The organism is Enterobacter mori LMG 25706, from assembly GCF_000211415.1.
Lineage (GTDB): Bacteria > Pseudomonadota > Gammaproteobacteria > Enterobacterales > Enterobacteriaceae > Enterobacter > Enterobacter mori.
Genome location: NZ_GL890780.1, coordinates 1 through 17,788, shown reverse-complemented (window position 1 = coordinate 17,788; position 17,788 = coordinate 1). Strand labels below are relative to the sequence as shown.

The 17,788-nt window shown below is 52.7% G+C and carries 20 protein-coding genes and 1 other annotated feature; of the genes, 12 read left to right on the top strand and 8 right to left on the bottom strand.

The window, feature by feature from the left end; translation table 11 throughout:
- Positions 1-108: 108 nt before the first annotated feature.
- The 6 genes from rpsP (at position 109) to ENTMO_RS0118255 (ending at position 4,047) form a co-directional block, all read left to right on the top strand.
- Positions 109-357: a 30S ribosomal protein S16 gene (rpsP, locus tag ENTMO_RS0118280; RefSeq protein WP_003863133.1), complete on the top strand. Its 249-nt coding sequence runs from the start codon at positions 109-111 to the stop codon at positions 355-357.
- A gap of 15 nt (positions 358-372) precedes the next feature.
- Positions 373-912 carry a ribosome maturation factor RimM gene (gene rimM / locus ENTMO_RS0118275; protein ID WP_021241995.1) on the top strand — a complete coding sequence of 180 codons (540 nt, stop codon included), beginning with the start codon at positions 373-375 and terminating at the stop codon, positions 910-912.
- Positions 913-943: 31 nt separating this feature from the next.
- A complete protein-coding gene (trmD, locus tag ENTMO_RS0118270) occupies positions 944-1,711 on the top strand; it encodes a tRNA (guanosine(37)-N1)-methyltransferase TrmD (RefSeq protein WP_010434154.1) in 768 nt (255 codons plus the stop codon).
- 43 nt (positions 1,712-1,754) lie between these two features.
- Positions 1,755-2,102: a 50S ribosomal protein L19 gene (gene rplS / locus ENTMO_RS0118265; protein WP_002914145.1), complete on the top strand. Its 348-nt coding sequence runs from the start codon at positions 1,755-1,757 to the stop codon at positions 2,100-2,102.
- Positions 2,103-2,233: 131 nt separating this feature from the next.
- Positions 2,234-2,638, top strand: a complete 405-nt coding sequence (locus tag ENTMO_RS0118260) for a DUF2946 domain-containing protein (RefSeq protein ID WP_010434141.1) — start codon at positions 2,234-2,236, stop codon at positions 2,636-2,638.
- Between the two features lie 38 nt (positions 2,639-2,676).
- Entirely contained in the window at positions 2,677-4,047 is a 1,371-nt protein-coding gene (locus tag ENTMO_RS0118255) for a PepSY-associated TM helix domain-containing protein (protein ID WP_010434140.1), read from the top strand.
- A 2-nt stretch (positions 4,048-4,049) separates the two neighbouring features.
- Here ENTMO_RS0118255 and ENTMO_RS0118250 read toward each other — a convergent pair whose 3' ends face one another.
- The 4 genes from ENTMO_RS0118250 to ENTMO_RS0118240 all read right to left on the bottom strand — a co-directional run bounded on the left by ENTMO_RS0118250 (position 4,050) and on the right by ENTMO_RS0118240 (position 6,824).
- Positions 4,050-4,532 carry an OmpA family protein gene (locus ENTMO_RS0118250; RefSeq protein ID WP_010434139.1) on the bottom strand — a complete coding sequence of 161 codons (483 nt, stop codon included), beginning with the start codon at positions 4,530-4,532 and terminating at the stop codon, positions 4,050-4,052.
- 13 nt (positions 4,533-4,545) lie between these two features.
- Positions 4,546-5,766 (bottom strand): diguanylate cyclase DgcN, encoded by a 1,221-nt coding sequence (dgcN, locus tag ENTMO_RS0118245; protein WP_010434138.1) that lies wholly within the window; start codon positions 5,764-5,766, stop codon positions 4,546-4,548.
- A complete protein-coding gene (locus tag ENTMO_RS24760; RefSeq protein ID WP_185870026.1) occupies positions 5,759-6,295 on the bottom strand; it encodes a YfiR family protein in 537 nt (178 codons plus the stop codon). The genes dgcN and ENTMO_RS24760 overlap by 8 nt, the downstream gene beginning before the upstream one ends.
- 154 nt (positions 6,296-6,449) lie before the next feature.
- On the bottom strand, positions 6,450-6,824 hold the full coding sequence (locus ENTMO_RS0118240) for a DUF2799 domain-containing protein (protein WP_010434137.1): 375 nt from the start codon (positions 6,822-6,824) through the stop codon (positions 6,450-6,452).
- Between the two features lie 214 nt (positions 6,825-7,038).
- On the opposite strand from ENTMO_RS0118240, the gene aroF reads away from it, so the two are divergent.
- The 3 genes from aroF to ENTMO_RS0118225 are packed head-to-tail and all read left to right on the top strand — an operon-like array spanning position 7,039 to position 10,174.
- Complete coding sequence (gene aroF, locus ENTMO_RS0118235) at positions 7,039-8,109, top strand: 3-deoxy-7-phosphoheptulonate synthase AroF (RefSeq protein WP_010434135.1); 1,071 nt, start codon at positions 7,039-7,041, stop codon at positions 8,107-8,109.
- Positions 8,110-8,119: 10 nt separating this feature from the next.
- Entirely contained in the window at positions 8,120-9,241 is a 1,122-nt protein-coding gene (gene tyrA / locus ENTMO_RS0118230; protein ID WP_010434133.1) for a bifunctional chorismate mutase/prephenate dehydrogenase, read from the top strand.
- A gap of 60 nt (positions 9,242-9,301) precedes the next feature.
- Positions 9,302-10,174, top strand: a complete 873-nt coding sequence (locus ENTMO_RS0118225) for an SMP-30/gluconolactonase/LRE family protein (RefSeq protein ID WP_010434131.1) — start codon at positions 9,302-9,304, stop codon at positions 10,172-10,174.
- On the opposite strand, the gene pheA is transcribed toward ENTMO_RS0118225, so the two are convergent.
- The 4 genes from pheA to bamD form a co-directional block, all read right to left on the bottom strand.
- On the bottom strand, positions 10,171-11,331 hold the full coding sequence (gene pheA, locus ENTMO_RS0118220; protein ID WP_010434130.1) for a bifunctional chorismate mutase/prephenate dehydratase: 1,161 nt from the start codon (positions 11,329-11,331) through the stop codon (positions 10,171-10,173). The two genes, ENTMO_RS0118225 and pheA, sit on opposite strands and share 4 nt — an antisense overlap.
- A gap of 30 nt (positions 11,332-11,361) precedes the next feature.
- Positions 11,362-11,487, bottom strand: a sequence feature (Phe leader region).
- Entirely contained in the window at positions 11,439-11,486 is a 48-nt protein-coding gene (gene pheL, locus ENTMO_RS26200; RefSeq protein WP_100249759.1) for a pheA operon leader peptide PheL, read from the bottom strand. (Overlaps the previous feature by 48 nt.)
- Before the next feature lie 103 nt (positions 11,488-11,590).
- Complete coding sequence (gene raiA, locus ENTMO_RS0118215) at positions 11,591-11,932, bottom strand: ribosome-associated translation inhibitor RaiA (RefSeq protein ID WP_008502470.1); 342 nt, start codon at positions 11,930-11,932, stop codon at positions 11,591-11,593.
- A gap of 269 nt (positions 11,933-12,201) precedes the next feature.
- Positions 12,202-12,939: an outer membrane protein assembly factor BamD gene (gene bamD / locus ENTMO_RS0118210; protein ID WP_010434129.1), complete on the bottom strand. Its 738-nt coding sequence runs from the start codon at positions 12,937-12,939 to the stop codon at positions 12,202-12,204.
- Between the two features lie 131 nt (positions 12,940-13,070).
- Between bamD and rluD the strand changes: the two genes are divergently transcribed.
- The 3 genes from rluD (at position 13,071) to clpB (ending at position 17,482) form a co-directional block, all read left to right on the top strand.
- Positions 13,071-14,051, top strand: coding sequence for a 23S rRNA pseudouridine(1911/1915/1917) synthase RluD (gene rluD / locus ENTMO_RS0118205; protein ID WP_010434127.1), 981 nt, complete (start codon positions 13,071-13,073; stop codon positions 14,049-14,051).
- The gene (gene yfiH / locus ENTMO_RS0118200) at positions 14,048-14,779 is read left to right on the top strand and encodes a purine nucleoside phosphorylase YfiH (RefSeq protein ID WP_010434125.1); all 732 of its coding nucleotides are present in this window, start codon (positions 14,048-14,050) and stop codon (positions 14,777-14,779) included. The genes rluD and yfiH overlap by 4 nt, the downstream gene beginning before the upstream one ends.
- Before the next feature lie 129 nt (positions 14,780-14,908).
- Positions 14,909-17,482 (top strand): ATP-dependent chaperone ClpB, encoded by a 2,574-nt coding sequence (clpB, locus tag ENTMO_RS0118195; RefSeq protein ID WP_010434123.1) that lies wholly within the window; start codon positions 14,909-14,911, stop codon positions 17,480-17,482.
- Positions 17,483-17,788 lie beyond the last annotated feature (306 nt).

Below are 17,788 nucleotides of genomic sequence, written 5' to 3'. Positions count from 1 at the left end.
GAGATTGCTTTTTGCCCGAAAATGAGTAAAATTTTCGGGCTTTTAATATGACACCCGGGCTCCGTTCCTCGATGGGGCCCGGTTGTTTTATTCACACAAGAGGATGTTATGGTTACTATTCGTTTAGCTCGTCACGGCGCTAAAAAGCGTCCGTTCTACCAGGTTGTTGTGACTGACAGCCGTAATGCACGCAACGGCCGCTTCATCGAGCGCGTTGGTTTCTTCAACCCACTGGCCGCTGGCGCAGAAGAAGAAACTCGTCTGGATCTGGATCGTATCGCTCACTGGGTTGGCCAGGGCGCTACTGTTTCCGATCGCGTTGCTACGCTGATCAAAGCAGCAAACAAAGCAGCTTAATCTGTCACGGTGGTCATGATGAGCAATAAAGCACCTGTTGAACCGATCGTATTGGGAAAAATGGGTTCTTGCTACGGTATCCGTGGTTGGCTCAGAGTGTTTTCCTCCACTGAAGACGCTGATAGCATTTTTAATTACCAGCCCTGGTTTATCCAGAAAGGCGGTAAGTGGGAAGAGGTCGAGCTGGAAAGCTGGCGTCACCACAATCAGGACATCATCATCAAGCTGAAAGGCGTTGACGATCGTGATGCCGCGAATGCCCTGACTAATTGTGAAATTGTCGTGGATTCGTCGCAGTTGCCACAGCTGGAAGAGGGTGACTACTACTGGAAAGACCTTATGGGTTGCCAGGTAGTCACTACCGAAGGCTACAGCCTGGGGAAAGTCATCGATATGATGGAAACCGGGTCAAATGACGTTCTCGTCATTAAGGCAAACCTGAAAGATGCATTTGGCATCAAGGAGCGGTTGGTTCCGTTCCTCGATGGACAGGTTATCAAGAAAGTCGATCTCACTACTCAAACCATTGAAGTAGATTGGGATCCTGGTTTTTAAATTCTCCGGATAAACGGTAAAAGACGGCGCTATGTGGATTGGCATAATTAGCCTGTTTCCTGAAATGTTCCGCGCGATTACCGATTACGGGGTAACTGGCCGGGCAGTAAAGAATGGCCTGCTGAGCATCCAGAGCTGGAGTCCTCGTGACTTCACTCATGACCGGCACCGTACCGTGGACGATCGTCCTTACGGCGGCGGACCGGGGATGTTAATGATGGTGCAACCCTTACGGGACGCCATTCACACAGCAAAAGCCGCGGCAGGTGAAGGCGCAAAGGTGATTTATCTGTCACCTCAGGGACGCAAGCTTGATCAAGCGGGCGTGAGCGAACTGGCGACGAATCAAAAGCTGATTCTGGTCTGTGGTCGCTACGAAGGGATAGATGAGCGCGTAATTCAAACCGAGATTGACGAAGAATGGTCTATCGGCGATTACGTTCTCAGCGGTGGTGAGTTACCCGCAATGACGCTGATTGACTCCGTCGCCCGGTTTATTCCGGGGGTACTGGGCCATGAAGCTTCGGCAACGGAAGATTCCTTTGCCGATGGATTGCTGGACTGTCCACACTATACTCGTCCTGAAGTGTTAGAAGGGATGGACGTCCCGGCAGTGTTACTGTCTGGAAACCATGCCGAGATACGTCGCTGGCGTTTGAAGCAGTCGCTGGGCCGAACCTGGCTTAGAAGACCTGAACTTCTGGAAAACCTGGCTCTGACTGAAGAGCAAGCAAAGTTGCTGGCCGAGTTCAAAACTGAACACGCGCACCAGCAGCATGAACATGATGGGAATGCGTAATACGCTCCCGAATATCAGTTTACCCAGGATAAGAGATTAAATTATGAGCAACATTATTAAGCAACTTGAACAAGAGCAGATGAAGCAGGACGTACCTTCCTTCCGTCCAGGTGACACCGTGGAAGTGAAAGTATGGGTTGTTGAAGGTTCCAAAAAACGTCTGCAGGCATTCGAGGGCGTGGTTATCGCTATTCGTAACCGCGGTCTGCACTCTGCATTCACTGTTCGTAAAATTTCCAACGGCGAAGGCGTTGAGCGTGTCTTCCAGACTCACTCTCCGGTAGTTGACAGCATTGCTGTTAAACGTCGTGGTGCTGTACGTAAAGCTAAACTGTACTACCTGCGTGAGCGTACTGGTAAGTCTGCTCGTATTAAAGAGCGTCTGAACTAAGATTCGCTTAAGCGACATCCTGTTAGAAAGGGCTGGCCGAAAGGCTGGCCCTTTTTTTTGTAATCGCATCTCACGCATTAACTCTTTCGACATAAATCATTTACAATGCTTGCCTCTTCACCGGAGGGTAAGTGGATAACGTACTGCATCAGCATAATGGGAAACGCGCAGCGGCATTGACCGCGCTGTTTGCGATCCTGCTGATCGTGGTCGCGCCGCTTATCTCTGTCTCGCTGCAAAAAGATCCCATGAGCTCCATGCCGGGCATGCATCATGATATGAGCATGATGTCGATGGATGACCATCACGGCGATATGCAGCATTCCATGCCTGTTGACCATGCGGAGGCCTGCGGCTACTGCGTGCTGTTAGCGCATGTCCCTGGCGTGATGCTGGCGCTGATCGTCCTGCTAAGCGCGGTGCTGCAAAGGCTGCGCGTTAAGCCGCCGCGCCAGGCGGTCAGCCACTGGCACTTTTTTCCCTGGCTTTACCCTGATACCCGCGCGCCGCCGCGGCAGTCTGCTTTTTCCCTTTAAAAATAAATCGATAACTTACTGCCTTAAAAAGGAAAAGTATGACTACCTGCACGCCGCGCGCGGCATGGGGAAACCTGCTGCGTCGCCTTCATTTCTACGTCGGGCTGTTTGTCGGCCCGTTTATCTTCTTCGCTGCGTTGACCGGTACGCTGTATGTGGCAACCCCGCAGCTGGAGAATGCGCTCTACCGGCATGCGCTCCACACAAATTCTGTGGGTGAGTTGCAGCCGCTGGCGGAACAAATTGCCGTGGCGGAAAAAAACCTTGGAACAGATCTGCGTTTGCACGCCGTTCGTCCGGGGCTGGCTGAGGGTGAAACCACCCGCGTGATGTTTGCTGACCCGTCGCTTGGTCCATCGGAACATCGGGCTATCTTTGTCGATCCGATAAGCCTGGCGGTGCTGGGGGACATGACGGTATACGGAACCAGCGGGATTTTACCGCTGCGTCAGACTATTGATTATCTGCATACGTCGCTGATGCTGGGCGATGTTGGGCGGCTCTACAGCGAGCTGGCGGCCTCGTGGATGTGGGTCGCTGCGCTCGGCGGCATTGCGCTGTGGTTTTATACCCGACCCAAACGGCGCATTAACAACCCCTTTCAGAACCGACGTCGAGTGCATGTGGCGTTAGGCTGGACGCTGCTGGGTGGAATGTTGTTATTCTCAGCAACCGGCCTGACCTGGTCCCAGTGGGCGGGGGGGAACGTTGATAAGCTGCGTGCTGAGATGAACTGGCTGACGCCGCAGGTCAATACAATGCTCTCCGGTATGCCCATGGTCATGGACGAACACGCCGAACATCGCGGCCATCATGGGGTAATGATCGTGCCGGAGATGGCGATGGATCTGACGCAGTTTGATGGCGTGCTGAGTGCTGCGCGAAAGGCAGGAATTGATGCTAACAAGCTTGAGATCCGCCCCGCCAGTACGTCCGATCGAGCCTGGACGGTAACGGAAATCGATCGCAGCTGGCCAACGCAGGTTGATGCCGTTGCGGTTGATCCCAATACGATGCAGGTCATCGACAGAACCCGCTTTGAGGATTTCCCGTTAATAGCAAAACTGACCCGCTGGGGCGTGGATTTCCATATGGGGATCTTATTCGGACTGGTGAATCAGCTACTGCTCGTTGCGTTCGGACTTGCCCTTTGCGTGCTGATTATCTGGGGATACCGAATGTGGTGGATGCGTCGTCCGGCGAGGTCAGCTGCGAACCCGGTGCAGACGCTTTGTCAGAGCTGGCTGGCGCTGTCATTCTGGGGGAGGGCGGTCACGATAGTGGTTAGTGCTCTGCTGGGACTGGCGTTGCCGGTGATGGGCGTTAGTCTGGTCTTGTTTATATTTATCGACTGGCTACGCTGGCGAGCGGCGTCAGGCGTGTCGCTCGCCGAATCCTCCGTTAAATAACCTTATGGTGTGCTGATGACTACCGCGACCCGGCGGTTTTCAGCGCGCCCTTGCGAGGTGCTGTTGCTGGCAACAGGATATTTTTTGCCTAATCCCCGCGTAGTGGGGTTAGTGCGTGGGATATTCGCACCCTTTGCCCAGGTGTCTGCAACGGCATTGGCGCGTTTTAACGAGAGCGCTTCGTTATAGCTATCCTCACCATAATTATCCGTGTGACCGTCCATCCGGGCGTGGTTCAGGCCGGTTGCCGCCAGACGCGAGGCCATGGTCTGAATCTGTGTTTCGCTCTCCGGACGCAGTCTTGCATCATTTTTATCAAATAAGATTTTATCCGACAGCCCCAGGGACCAGTCGCCATTCAGTTCGTTAAAGCCGTAAGACTTCATCGCCGCAACTTGTTCTGGTGTAAATTTACCTGGCGGTGTCTGGCAGCCTGCCAGGGCCAGCGATCCGAGTAACAAGGGTGCGATATATCGCTTTAACATAGTACATTCCTTTCTAAGTTATTGTTTTTGTACGCTGATTCTTGACCAGGTACATATTGCGGTCGGCTTGCTCCAGTAATGCTTCCACGGAGGCATTTTCCCACGCCAGAGCGAAGCCAATGCTGAGTGACAATGATGCAGTTAGCCCGTTATGCAGATCAAACGGACGGATAAACTGCTGCGAAAGCGCAGCACAAATATGTTGAACTTCACGCTCAGAATGGACGCCGTACAGCACCATAGCGAACTCGTCGCCGCCGAGGCGGTATGACTGATGACGTTTATCACCAAACTCAACCATCCTGCTGGCGACTTCTATCAGCACGCCGTCACCTGCCGCATGTCCCCAGGTATCGTTGATAAACTTGAAGTTATCCCCATCGAGGAAAAGCAGGGCCGAGTTTGCCTTTGCCGATGAATCGTTCATCAGTGCCGCAATGCTATTACGAAACGCAGCGCGGTTAGCCAGCCCGGTTAAGGGGTCGTGCATGGCAGTACGTAGTAACTGGGCATTCCTGGCCTGAAGCTTTAGCTGCCACTCTTCCATCTCATCCAGCAGGCTGTTGAAGTCTTCGCCAAACTGGTGGAATTCTTCAATACGGCCTTCCGTCACCCGACGGGAGAAATTACGGTTGGCGCGCACGTCATGGACGACGTCGGTAATATTCTGCATCTCCGTAACCATGCCGTGATGCAGGGAACGTGTAATGGTGAGCGCAACGGCAGAAGCAAACAGAATGCAGCCGGTCAGGACAGCAAACGACAGCCAGATAAAGTGACTGATGAGGCTGTCTCGTGCGGTAAGGCGAATTTCGCCGATCGCCATGCCGTTATGCACGATCGGTTGTGCAACAGGGACAGGAAACAGCCAGCGGCTGACCAGCGCACCCAGAGTGTCGGTGTTATCTTCCGGATCCCATGACCAGTAAGCGAAACGTTTTTGGTGGGCATTGAGAACTTCCGCCACGGCAAATTGCCCCTGTTTTCCAAGGGCAGCAAGTGTTTCATTGGCCGCGAGTGAATCATTGAAAACCAATGAGGCTTCAAGGCTGTGACTCATGGTTGAGCCGGTGAGTTCGAGATTCTTTTGCGCGTATTGCTTTAATGTCACCACGGAAGCGAAGCACAGCAATAACCATATAAATGTCATTGTAATGATGACGCTTATCATGCTGATCCGGCGCAACGTTCTTTTAAACGTCGGACGCGGAGTAGAGGCGAAATCCTTATTCATGCTTTTTATTCCGTGCAAGCATTAATACATCTGGATTGACGCGCACGCCACTGCGCGTCAATGCATCCAGATTGACGGAAAATCTGACCTGGTTCTGTTCTGTTATCAGGCAAAATGCACTGCCAATAACACATTCAGGATTTTGCTCTGAGATTAATAGCAACGCTCGGCCCTGATATTGACTAATTAATTCAAGTTGTTTTGCAGGCGATTCAGCCCCGAAATAAATAGCATCGCACGTCGCGGAGAGTGCTTCCTGATCGTTACGTACAATGACAGGAGTATAAGGTAACTGGCTTTGCGCATCTTCACTGCTGAGTACTTGCGTATAGTGAGATGAAGCATAAATACAGAGCTTAGGCTGCCCTGAGAGTGAAGGCCATCGGGTATAGCTCACAATACCGGAAACAATCGAACGTACCGATTTATCGGTATCTGTGAACGGAGCTGCCGTCGCTGAACCTGCCGTAAAGAACAGCATTATCACCAGAGTGAATCGGAACAAAGAGATCAACAATAAATTTCTCACCAGATTCCGCCACACTGCTCTGGAAATAGTTGTCCTTAAGAGTTGTTGGCAGAATACCATTGTTTATCAACGCCGTCATTATGTCAGAAAAATCGCAGGGCCAGACTTAAGCTAAATCCTACAATTGCTTAGATTTGGACATTAAAAGCCAGACTCAATTAAGTCTGCTGGTACTCGTACTTTCATCCATCCCTTTTTGCCATGACTCATGCAGCTTTGCTGCATTTTCGGCAGTATCACAACTGGCAGGAAAAGATTTACCTGCTAATCCCCATGCGTGAATAAAACCCTCTTCACACACTTTCTTCTGACCGTCAGTATAACCCCGGAGATATTCACTCCGATCGACATGGGGGTCGTTAAAACTATCGGCCAGGGTTTGATTATCTTTAACCGGCAGGCCATTCATGGCGTCTTCTTTACCTGCATCAAACCAACTCGGGCTGGTCCAGTCAGGCTGAAAGGTGTAAGGATTGATCTGGCAACCTGATAAGAACAGAGACAACAGCGTGAGAGCAATTGAACGCATAGCCATTCTCCTTTTTCTTCAGCATAGCCTGGCTAATGAAAATCCGTCTGTAATTTAAAGTTTACGTTTTTATCGGCTTATTTTTGCAATAAATTGGCTGGTGTAAACTAATGTTTACGTATTTTGGATTGAAATGTTTACTTTTTATGGTATGGTGGTTTCACCTCTTCGAGGAAAACCAACTATCGCAAACGAGCTTGACAGGATCGCCATCATGCAAAAAGACGCGCTGAATAACGTACATATCACTGACGAACAGGTATTAATCACCCCGGATCAGCTTAAAGCGGAATTTCCGCTGAGCATTGCGCAGGAAGCTCAAATCGAGCACTCGCGCCAGACCATTTCTGACATCATCGCTGGCCGCGATCCGCGCCTGCTGGTGGTTTGCGGTCCTTGTTCCATTCACGATCCTGAAACCGCCATTGAGTACGCTCGTCGATTTAAAGCATTAGCGGAGGAGGTCAGCGATAGCCTCTATCTCGTGATGCGCGTCTATTTTGAGAAGCCACGTACTACCGTGGGCTGGAAAGGGTTGATTAATGATCCGCACATGGATGGCTCGTTTGATGTGGAAGCAGGACTGAAAATTGCGCGTCGCCTGCTGGTGGAACTGGTGAGCATGGGGCTGCCGCTGGCTACCGAAGCGCTGGATCCGAACAGCCCGCAGTACCTGGGCGATCTGTTCAGCTGGTCTGCGATTGGTGCGCGTACCACGGAATCACAAACCCACCGCGAGATGGCGTCTGGCCTGTCGATGCCGGTCGGTTTTAAAAATGGTACCGATGGCAGTCTGGCGACGGCGATTAACGCGATGCGCGCTGCCGCAATGCCGCACCGTTTTGTCGGTATCAACCAGGCGGGCCAGGTGTGCCTGCTGCAAACGCAGGGCAACCCCGATGGCCATGTGATCCTGCGCGGCGGTAAAGCACCAAACTACAGCCCGGCTGATGTCGCGCAGTGTGAAAAAGAGATGGAACAGGCAGGACTGCGCCCGGCGCTGATGGTAGATTGCAGTCATGGTAATTCGAATAAAGATTATCGTCGCCAGCCTGCGGTTGCGGAATCGGTGATCGCACAGATTAAAGATGGCAACCGTTCCATTATCGGCCTGATGATTGAGAGCAACATTCATGAAGGCAATCAGTCATCGGAACAACCGCGTAGCGCAATGAAGCATGGCGTCTCCGTTACGGATGCCTGCATCAGCTGGGAAACCACCGATGCGCTGCTGCGTGAGATCCACAAAGATTTGAACGGCCAGCTGGCGACGCGTCTGGCTTAAGAGGGTAGTTATGGTTGCTGAATTGACCGCATTACGCGATCAAATTGATGAAGTGGATAAGGCGCTGCTGGACCTGCTGGCGCGCCGCATGGCGCTGGTTGCTGAAGTCGGTGAGGTCAAAAGCAAATACGGCCTGCCGATTTACGTCCCGGAACGCGAAGCCTCTATGCTCGCCTCCCGCCGTAAAGAGGCTCAGGCGCTGGGCGTTTCTCCGGATTTAATTGAAGATGTCCTGCGCCGCGTGATGCGCGAATCTTACTCCAGTGAAAATGACAAAGGCTTCAAAACCCTTTGTCCTTCGCTGCGCCCGGTAGTGATTGTCGGCGGCGGCGGTCAGATGGGCCGTCTGTTTGAAAAAATGCTGACGCTTTCTGGCTACCAGGTACGCATTCTGGAAAAAGAAGACTGGGAGCATGCCCCGGAACTCATGAAAGATGCCGGAATGGTTATTGTCAGCGTCCCGATCCACGTGACGGAGCAGATCATCGGGAAGCTTCCTTCTTTACCGGATGATTGCATTCTGGTGGATCTGGCTTCCGTCAAAAATGGTCCGCTGCAGGCGATGCTGGCTGCGCATACGGGCCCGGTACTGGGTCTGCACCCGATGTTTGGTCCGGACAGTGGCAGTCTGGCGAAGCAGGTAGTCGTCTACTGTGATGGGCGTCAGCCGGAAGCATACCAGTGGTTCCTGGAACAAATTCAGGTGTGGGGGGCGCGACTGCACCGCAGTAGCGCAGTTGAGCACGACCAGAACATGGCCTTCATTCAGGCGCTGCGCCACTTTGCAACCTTTGCCTATGGTCTGCATCTGGCGGAAGAGAACGTGCAGCTTGAACAACTGCTGGCGCTCTCTTCACCTATCTATCGTCTGGAACTGGCGATGGTCGGGCGCCTGTTTGCTCAGGATCCACAGCTTTACGCGGACATTATTATGTCCTCCGAAAACAACCTGGCGCTGATCAAGCGCTACTATCAGCGCTTTGGCGAAGCTATTACGCTGCTGGAGCACGGAGACAAGCAGGCGTTTATCGACAGCTTCCGTAAGGTAGAGCACTGGTTCGGCGATTACGCCACGCGTTTCCAGAGTGAAAGCCGCACGCTGTTGCGTCAGGCAAATGACAGTCGCCAGTAAGGCGATGATGTATATACTGAAAGCCAGCGTTGCTGGCTTTTTTCATTTTGGGGACTTGTCATGGCTGAACCGCAGCTGCTGTTGAATTACACCGGACATTTGCCAGAGTGCCCGACGTGGAGTGCGGAAGAGAATGCACTCTACTGGGCGGATATTCTGGAAGGGGAGATCCATCGTTATCATCTGCCCACGGCAGAACACACCGTGCTCTCTTTTCACGAAGAGGTGGGCTGTTTCGCGCTGCGCGAGCGTGGTGGGTTTATTGTGGCGATGCGTACGGGGATCTGGCTGACCGATAAACACGGTCTGCTCCGGCGCAAGGTGTGCGATAACCCGTCCAACCCGCAGCTTGCTCGTTTTAACGACGGGGGTACCGACCATCTGGGACGGTTCTATGCAGGCACCTTCTGGGGGCCGGGAGATTATAACGGTGCCATGCTGATGCGTATCGATAACGACCTGACGCCGAAAGTGATCCAGTGTGATATTCACGGGCATAACGGCTTAGCGTTTAGTCCGGACAAGCAGTGGATGTTTACCTCAGACACGCCAAACGGCGTGATCTACCGTACGCCGCTTGATGAGCAGGGCGAACCCGGCAAGCGCGAGGCGTTTCGCCGGTTTAACGAGGGGGAAGGCATACCCGACGGTGCGGCTATGGATGAGGAAGGCTGCTACTGGAGCGCGCTGTTTGACGGCTGGCGTATTGCCCGTTTTTCACCGCAAGGGGAGCAACTTGAAGAATACCGCATGCCGGTACGTTGCCCGACGATGGTCTGTTTTGGCGGTGATGACATGAAAACGCTGTTTATTACCACCACGCGGGAAAATATGGATGCGGAAGAGGTGGCGAAATACCCCCTCTCCGGTGCCATCTTCACCTTGCCCGTCAGCGTGGCAGGGATGAAGAAAAGTCGATTTATTGAACATTAAGCCGGGTCAACCGGGACCACGTTCTCGCTCGGATAGCAGCCCAGCACTTTCATGGAGCGCGTGATTTCGCCAAGTTCGCGCAGGGCTTTCTGCATGGATGCAGATTCCAGGTTGGCCTGGATATCGAGGTAGAACATCTCTTCCCACGGATTACCGTGGATCGGACGTGATTCCAGCTTTGTCATGATCAGATTGTGATTACGCAGTACCAACAGTGCTTCAACCAGTGCGCCTGCCTGCTGGCCGGTAGCCATAAGCAGGGTCGTTTTTGCCGGAACCTGATCCGAGACATCAATCGCTTTACGCGCCAGCACCACGAAACGGGTGATGTTTTGCGTCTGGTTTGCCAGATTGCGTTCAAGCACCTGCAGGCCATACAGCGCGCCACCCGCTTCGCTGCCGAGCGCGGCGACGGTTGGAGAGTTAGCCTGCGCCACTTTTTCCATCGCCGCCGAGGTGCTTTCGGTGTACTCAATTTTCCAGTTCGGATAGCGGTTCAGGAACTGGCTGCACTGTTGGAACGGTTGAGGATGGCTGTAAACCGTTTCGATCTTGCTCAGGTCGGTTGAGCCGGAGACCAGCACGCAGTGGTCGATTGGGATTGTCAGCTCGCCAACCAGCGACAGGCTGGTGTGCTGGAGCAGATCGTAGACATCATTGATGGCGCCGGAACTGGTGTTCTCAATAGGCACCACGGCGTAATCTGCCTGGCCGGTTTCTACCTGATTGAAAATATCAGCAAACTTCGCACATCCGCTCTCAATGAACTCTTCGAAATGGCGGGCTGCGTACTGGCGCGCAGCCAGGTGGGAGTAGGAGCCTTTTGGACCGAGGAACGCGACGCGTGCAGAGTGCGGGTTGGTTTTGTTCAGATGCTGCTGGAGCAATGCTTGCTGGGTCAGAACGGAATCTTCGATGATGAGCTGGAACAGACGGGTGATGTAGTGGGCATCAAGATGATGCGCTTTGCCGAGCTGAATCAACCGTTCCAGTAAATCGCGCTCGCGGTCGATATCGCGCACGGGGCGGTGAGAGTCCAGCTTGGCTTTACCCACCTCGACGGCGAGGGCACGGCGTTCGGCTAACAGCGCCAGTAATTTCTCGTCCAGCGCGCTGATTTTTACGCGCAGATCCAGTAACGGGTTTTCCGGTGTCATAGTGTTGCCTGTCTCGTTTTATCGTTATCAATAAAAAAGGCCTCCCGCTGTGGGAGGCCTTGTTGTTCGTCTTCGCATTCTTTATCACACGACGAAACGCCTCCCAGTCAGGGGAAGGTAAAAAAGAATGCGAAGAAGAACGGCGTAAGTTTCATAAAGTCATCCTGAAATTGATACCGTTAAAGTACCCGTACTGTTTTCACCCTGTCAATAAAAAACGCGCCCGAAGGCGCGTTGGCGGTACACTCAATTTAAAGGATTACTCTTCTTCAACTTCTTCCGCGAAGCTGGCGTCTTTCACCGATGTTGTGGCGCGACGGGCTTCACCTTTGTGTTGCACTTTATTGAGCTGCCGTTCCAGCTTGTTGATCAAATCGTTAATAGCGGTGTACATATCCTCGTGTTTTGCGCTGGCGACCAGATGGCCGTTTGGAGTATTGATAGTTGCGTCAGCGATGAAACCCTGCGGTTCCTTGGACAGAATGATATGTGGGTTAATCAAATGTGTTTGCCATTTATCCAGTTTGGCGAGACGGTCTGCGACGTGCTGGCGAATTGCCGGAGTAATTTCCATTTGTTTACTGGTAATGTTCATTGTCATAAATTTTACCTCTTGTCTTTCCGTCTTGGTGATTCCAGCATACCCGACCTAATGTCAAAATGTGTGATTTAGATCACGTTATTTTGTCGCTTTTTGTCAGGGAATCTTTTTTGTGAGTCAGGGCAGGAAGAGGTGAGATTTACCTTGTCGAAGACAAAAATTGGGGCCATAGTTGATGGGATGTGTTGAGGCTAAAGCGCTTCAGCGGGTGACAGAAATGAATAAAAAATCGGCAGCCCTGAGGCTGCCGATTTGCATTAACGCTTCTGTCAGGTGTTGCTGCTGTTCGCGGCGATGATTTTCGCGACTTTTTCAGCCTGCGAAGTCATCTGCATCTGACGATAGGCATTTTCCATCAGCTTCAGGCCATCGCGCGTTGCCTGAGTGTCCGGGTAGTCACGCAGCATACCTTCAACACGGTTAACCACGGCAACCCAAGCGCCACGGCGGGTGTAGTACTCAGCCACGGAGTATTCATATTTCGCCAGACGATCTTTCAGGAACACCAGACGCTTGGTGGCATCGGTAATGTACTGACTGTTCGGGTAGCCGCGCACCAGCTTGGAGAAGTCATTGAAGGCATCACGTGCGTGCTGCGGGTCACGGTCAGAACGATCCACGCCGAAGAAGCCCTGCAGCGCACTATCATCCAACGCCATGTTGGTCAGTCCGCGCATATACATGACATAATCGATGTTAGGATGAGTTGGGTTCAGACGCATGAAGCGATCGATGGTGGCCTGAGCCAGCGGAAGATCGGCATTTTTATAGTACGCGTAGATAAGATCTAACTGTACCTGCTGTGAATAGGGACCAAATGGATAGCGATTATCCAACGCTTCCAGTTGCGTTATCGCCTGTTTCCAGTTACCGTCCTGCAACTTTTGTTGTGCAGTCGCATAGATTTCATTCGGCGGATTGTCAGGGACCTGTTCATTTGAACCGGAGCAGCCCACCAAAGCCAGGCTCAACGTGGCCGCTGCCACCAGATATTTCATGCGCGTCATGACGTTTTGACTTTCCTCAAATGTTTGTCCGGGAGAAACTCTGTTCCTGCTCCCGATTAAGACCAGCTACAATAGCACACTATATTAAACGGCAAAGCCGTAAAACCCAACGTTAAACGAAGAAGCAGTTTATGGCACAACGAGTAGAACTCACCGCAACAGTCTCCGAAAATCAGCTCGGTCAACGCTTAGATCAGGCTTTGGCCGAATTGTTCCCTGATTATTCGCGTTCACGCATAAAAGAATGGATCCTTGACCAGCGCGTGATGGTAAACGGCAAGATCTGGGACAAACCAAAAGAGAAAGTGTTAGGTGGGGAAGCTGTCGCCATCAATGCTGAAATCGAAGAGGAAATCCGCTTCGAGCCGCAGGATATCCCACTGGACATCGTCTATGAAGATGATGACATTCTGGTGATCAACAAGCCGCGCGACCTGGTTGTTCATCCGGGCGCGGGGAATCCTGACGGTACGGTACTTAACGCACTTCTCCATTATTATCCGCCAATCGTAGATGTACCGCGCGCCGGTATTGTGCACCGTCTGGATAAAGACACCACGGGTCTGATGGTAGTGGCAAAGACTGTTCCTGCTCAGACTCGTCTGGTGGAATCCCTGCAGCTGCGCGAAATCACCCGTGAGTATGAAGCAGTAGCCATTGGTCATATGACCTCTGGCGGCACGGTTGAAGAGCCTATCAGTCGCCACCCGACCAAACGTACCCATATGTCGGTGCACCCGATGGGTAAACCAGCGGTGACGCACTACCGCATCATGGAACATTTCCGCATACATACGCGCCTGCGTCTGCGTTTGGAAACCGGCCGTACTCACCAGATCCGCGTGCATATGGCGCACATTACCCATCCGCTGGTGGGGGATCAGGTCTACGGTGGTCGTCCACGTCCGCCAAAAGGCGCGTCTGATGAGTTCATTTCTGTACTGCGTAAGTTTGACCGTCAGGCACTGCACGCAACCATGCTGCGTCTTTACCACCCGATTACGGGGATTCAGATGGAATGGCATGCGCCGATCCCACAGGATATGGTGGAACTTATCGACGCCATGCGCGCTGACTTTGAAGAACATAAGGATCACGTGGACTGGTTATGACCAAACTGATTGTTCCGGAGTGGCCGCTGCCGGAAGGCGTGGCTGCCTGCAGTTCGACCCGAATCGGCGGTGTGAGCCAGGGGGCGTGGGAGTCGTTGAACCTCGGCGCGCACTGTGGTGACAACCTGGAACACGTTGAAGAAAACCGTAAACGTCTGTTTGCTGCGGGCAAGTTACCGTCTAAACCTGTCTGGCTTGAGCAGGTTCACGGCAAGGATGTGTTGATGCTGTCGGGGGAACCCTATGCGTCTAAACGTGCCGATGCCTCCTACAGCAACACGCCAGGAACGGTGTGCGCCGTGATGACCGCTGACTGCCTGCCGGTTCTGTTCTGTAACCGTGCGGGCACTGAAGTCGCGGCAGCTCATGCGGGCTGGCGTGGTCTGTGTGACGGTGTGCTGGAAGAAACAGTCGCCTGCTTTAACGATGAGCCAGACAATATCATCGCCTGGCTCGGCCCGGCCATTGGTCCTCGCGCATTTGAAGTGGGCCCAGAGGTCCGCGAAGCCTTTATGGCAAAAGATCCGCAAGCAGTGGAAGCCTTCCTGCCTTCAGGGGGTAAATATCTGGCCGATATCTACACGCTCGCTCGTCAGCGCCTGAATAACGTGGGCGTAACGCAGATCTTCGGCGGCGATCGCTGTACCTTCACCGAAAAGGGTGATTTTTTCTCTTATCGCCGCGACAAGACGACGGGTCGTATGGCAAGTTTCATTTGGCTGATATAACCTAAAGAATCAAGACGATCCGGTACGTGCCGTTTTCTTTTCACATAATTCAGGTCATTAACCTTGAATAATTGAGGGATGACCTCATTTAATCTCCAGTAGCAAATTTGACCTGTAATGGGAGGAGTTATGCGTCTGGATCGTCTTACTAATAAATTCCAGCTTGCTCTCGCCGATGCCCAGTCTCTCGCACTGGGGCACGACAACCAATTTATCGAACCTCTTCATTTAATGAGCGCCTTGCTGAATCAGGAAGGGGGATCGGTACGTCCTTTATTAACGTCCGCTGGCATTAATGCTGGCCAGTTACGCACCGCTATCGATCAGGCGCTGAGCCGTTTACCGCAGGTAGAAGGTACCGGTGGTGACGTTCAACCGTCTCAGGATCTGGTGCGCGTGCTGAACCTTTGCGACAAGCTGGCGCAAAAACGTGGTGACAACTTTATATCGTCAGAGCTTTTTGTTCTGGCGGCGCTTGAATCACGCGGTACCTTAACCGACCTGCTGAAATCTGCTGGTGCAACCACCGCCAATGTGACTCAGGCGATTGAGAAAATGCGCGGAGGTGAAAGCGTGAACGATCAGGGAGCCGAAGACCAACGTCAGGCTTTGAAGAAATTTACGGTCGATCTGACCGAGCGTGCTGAACAGGGCAAACTTGACCCGGTGATCGGCCGTGACGAAGAAATTCGCCGTACTATCCAGGTACTGCAACGTCGTACCAAGAACAACCCGGTGCTGATTGGTGAACCTGGTGTTGGTAAAACCGCCATTGTTGAAGGGCTGGCGCAGCGTATTGTCAACGGCGAAGTGCCGGAGGGCCTGAAAGGCCGCCGCGTGCTGGCGCTGGATATGGGCGCGCTGGTGGCCGGTGCGAAATACCGTGGCGAGTTTGAAGAGCGTCTTAAAGGCGTGCTTAACGACCTGGCGAAACAGGAAGGCAACGTCATTCTGTTTATCGACGAGTTGCACACCATGGTCGGTGCAGGTAAAGCAGAAGGCGCAATGGATGCCGGGAACATGCTGAAACCTGCGCTGGCGCGTGGTGAACTTCACTGCGTTGGTGCAACTACTCTGGATGAGTACCGTCAGTACATTGAGAAAGATGCTGCTCTTGAACGTCGTTTCCAGAAAGTGTTTGTTGCTGAGCCAAGCGTTGAAGATACCATCGCGATCCTGCGTGGCCTGAAAGAGCGCTATGAGCTGCGCCACCATGTGCAGATTACGGACCCGGCAATCGTGGCCGCAGCGACGCTTTCACATCGTTATATTGCTGACCGTCAGTTGCCGGACAAAGCGATTGACCTGATCGACGAAGCGGCATCAAGCATTCGTATGCAGATTGACTCGAAACCGGAAGAGCTGGACCGTCTCGACCGCCGTATTATTCAGCTCAAGCTGGAACAGCAGGCGTTGAAGAAAGAGTCTGATGAAGCCAGTAAGAAACGCCTGGATATGCTGAACGAAGAGCTGGACGATAAAGAACGTCAGTACTCTGAGTTAGAAGAAGAGTGGAAAGCGGAGAAAGCGTCCCTTTCTGGCACCCAGACGATCAAAGCAGAGCTGGAACAGGCAAAAATTGCCATTGAGCAGGCGCGTCGCGTCGGTGACCTGGCGCGTATGTCTGAACTACAGTACGGCAAAATCCCTGAGCTGGAGAAACAGCTTGAGATTGCGACGCAGTCCGAAGGCAAAACGATGCGCTTGTTACGTAATAAAGTGACGGATGCAGAAATTGCTGAAGTGCTGGCGCGCTGGACCGGTATTCCAGTGGCACGCATGCTGGAAGGCGAGCGTGAGAAACTGCTGCGCATGGAGCAGGATCTCCACAATCGCGTGATTGGGCAAAACGAGGCGGTTGAGGCTGTTTCCAACGCTATTCGTCGTAGCCGTGCAGGGCTTTCCGATCCTAATCGTCCAATCGGTTCGTTCCTGTTCCTGGGGCCAACCGGTGTCGGTAAAACCGAGCTGTGTAAAGCGCTGGCTAATTTTATGTTCGACAGCGACGACGCGATGGTGCGTATCGACATGTCCGAGTTTATGGAGAAACACTCCGTCTCGCGTCTGGTCGGTGCGCCTCCGGGATATGTCGGCTATGAAGAAGGGGGCTATCTGACAGAAGCGGTCCGTCGCCGCCCTTACTCCGTCATCCTGCTGGATGAAGTGGAAAAAGCACACCCGGATGTGTTCAACATTCTGCTGCAGGTGCTGGATGATGGTCGACTGACCGACGGGCAGGGGAGAACGGTCGACTTCCGTAATACGGTTGTCATTATGACGTCGAACCTGGGTTCCGATTTGATTCAGGAACGCTTCGGTGAGCTGGATTACGGCCATATGAAGGATCTGGTACTCGGTGTGGTCAGCCATAGCTTCCGTCCGGAGTTCATCAACCGTATTGATGAAGTCGTGGTCTTCCATCCTCTGGGTGAGAAACACATCGCGTCGATTGCGCAGATCCAGCTGCAGCGTCTGTATAAACGTCTGGAAGAGCGTGGATATGAAATCCACATCTCGGACGAGGCGCTGAAGCTGCTGAGCGAGAATGGTTACGACCCGGTGTACGGGGCTCGTCCATTGAAACGAGCTATCCAGCAGCAGATCGAAAACCCGCTGGCGCAGCAGATCCTTTCCGGGGAGCTGATTCCTGGCAAAGTTATCCGTCTCGAAGCCAACGACGATCGCATTGTGGCAGTGCAGTAAATCACAAAACGCAAAAACGAGCCGCTTGCGGCTCGTTTTTGTTTAAAAACCAGGCGAAAATTGAGGTTCGGGAGGTGCTTTGCCTGGAAAGTGAGCAGTCAGTAAATAATTTTCACTTTATCCTTGCAGCTTCGGAATTACTCCCTATAATGCGCCTCCACTGACACGGAACAACGGCTTGCAAGCCGCCGGGTTAGCGGGGTTCAGAGATGAACGCCAACAGAGAAAAGTAAAAATAATTGCTTGACTCTGAATGAGGAAAACGTAATATACGGGACCTCGCAACGGTGAGCGAAAGCCGCGTTG

What these genes read in the sequence shown, in the direction of transcription:
- yfiH (WP_010434125.1), top strand. Translation starts at nt 14,048, where the DNA reads ATGACCAAACTGATTGTTCCGGAGTGGCCGCTGCCGGAAGGCGTGGCT.
- tyrA (WP_010434133.1), top strand. Translation starts at nt 8,120, where the DNA reads ATGGTTGCTGAATTGACCGCATTACGCGATCAAATTGATGAAGTGGAT.
- dgcN (WP_010434138.1), bottom strand. Translation starts at nt 5,766, where the DNA reads ATGAATAAGGATTTCGCCTCTACTCCGCGTCCGACGTTTAAAAGAACG.
- rluD (WP_010434127.1), top strand. Translation starts at nt 13,071, where the DNA reads ATGGCACAACGAGTAGAACTCACCGCAACAGTCTCCGAAAATCAGCTC.
- ENTMO_RS0118240 (WP_010434137.1), bottom strand. Translation starts at nt 6,824, where the DNA reads ATGCGTTCAATTGCTCTCACGCTGTTGTCTCTGTTCTTATCAGGTTGC.
- pheA (WP_010434130.1), bottom strand. Translation starts at nt 11,331, where the DNA reads ATGACACCGGAAAACCCGTTACTGGATCTGCGCGTAAAAATCAGCGCG.
- ENTMO_RS0118255 (WP_010434140.1), top strand. Translation starts at nt 2,677, where the DNA reads ATGACTACCTGCACGCCGCGCGCGGCATGGGGAAACCTGCTGCGTCGC.
- aroF (WP_010434135.1), top strand. Translation starts at nt 7,039, where the DNA reads ATGCAAAAAGACGCGCTGAATAACGTACATATCACTGACGAACAGGTA.
- raiA (WP_008502470.1), bottom strand. Translation starts at nt 11,932, where the DNA reads ATGACAATGAACATTACCAGTAAACAAATGGAAATTACTCCGGCAATT.
- rplS (WP_002914145.1), top strand. Translation starts at nt 1,755, where the DNA reads ATGAGCAACATTATTAAGCAACTTGAACAAGAGCAGATGAAGCAGGAC.
- bamD (WP_010434129.1), bottom strand. Translation starts at nt 12,939, where the DNA reads ATGACGCGCATGAAATATCTGGTGGCAGCGGCCACGTTGAGCCTGGCT.
- clpB (WP_010434123.1), top strand. Translation starts at nt 14,909, where the DNA reads ATGCGTCTGGATCGTCTTACTAATAAATTCCAGCTTGCTCTCGCCGAT.
- ENTMO_RS0118250 (WP_010434139.1), bottom strand. Translation starts at nt 4,532, where the DNA reads ATGTTAAAGCGATATATCGCACCCTTGTTACTCGGATCGCTGGCCCTG.
- trmD (WP_010434154.1), top strand. Translation starts at nt 944, where the DNA reads ATGTGGATTGGCATAATTAGCCTGTTTCCTGAAATGTTCCGCGCGATT.
- rimM (WP_021241995.1), top strand. Translation starts at nt 373, where the DNA reads ATGATGAGCAATAAAGCACCTGTTGAACCGATCGTATTGGGAAAAATG.
- rpsP (WP_003863133.1), top strand. Translation starts at nt 109, where the DNA reads ATGGTTACTATTCGTTTAGCTCGTCACGGCGCTAAAAAGCGTCCGTTC.
- ENTMO_RS0118225 (WP_010434131.1), top strand. Translation starts at nt 9,302, where the DNA reads ATGGCTGAACCGCAGCTGCTGTTGAATTACACCGGACATTTGCCAGAG.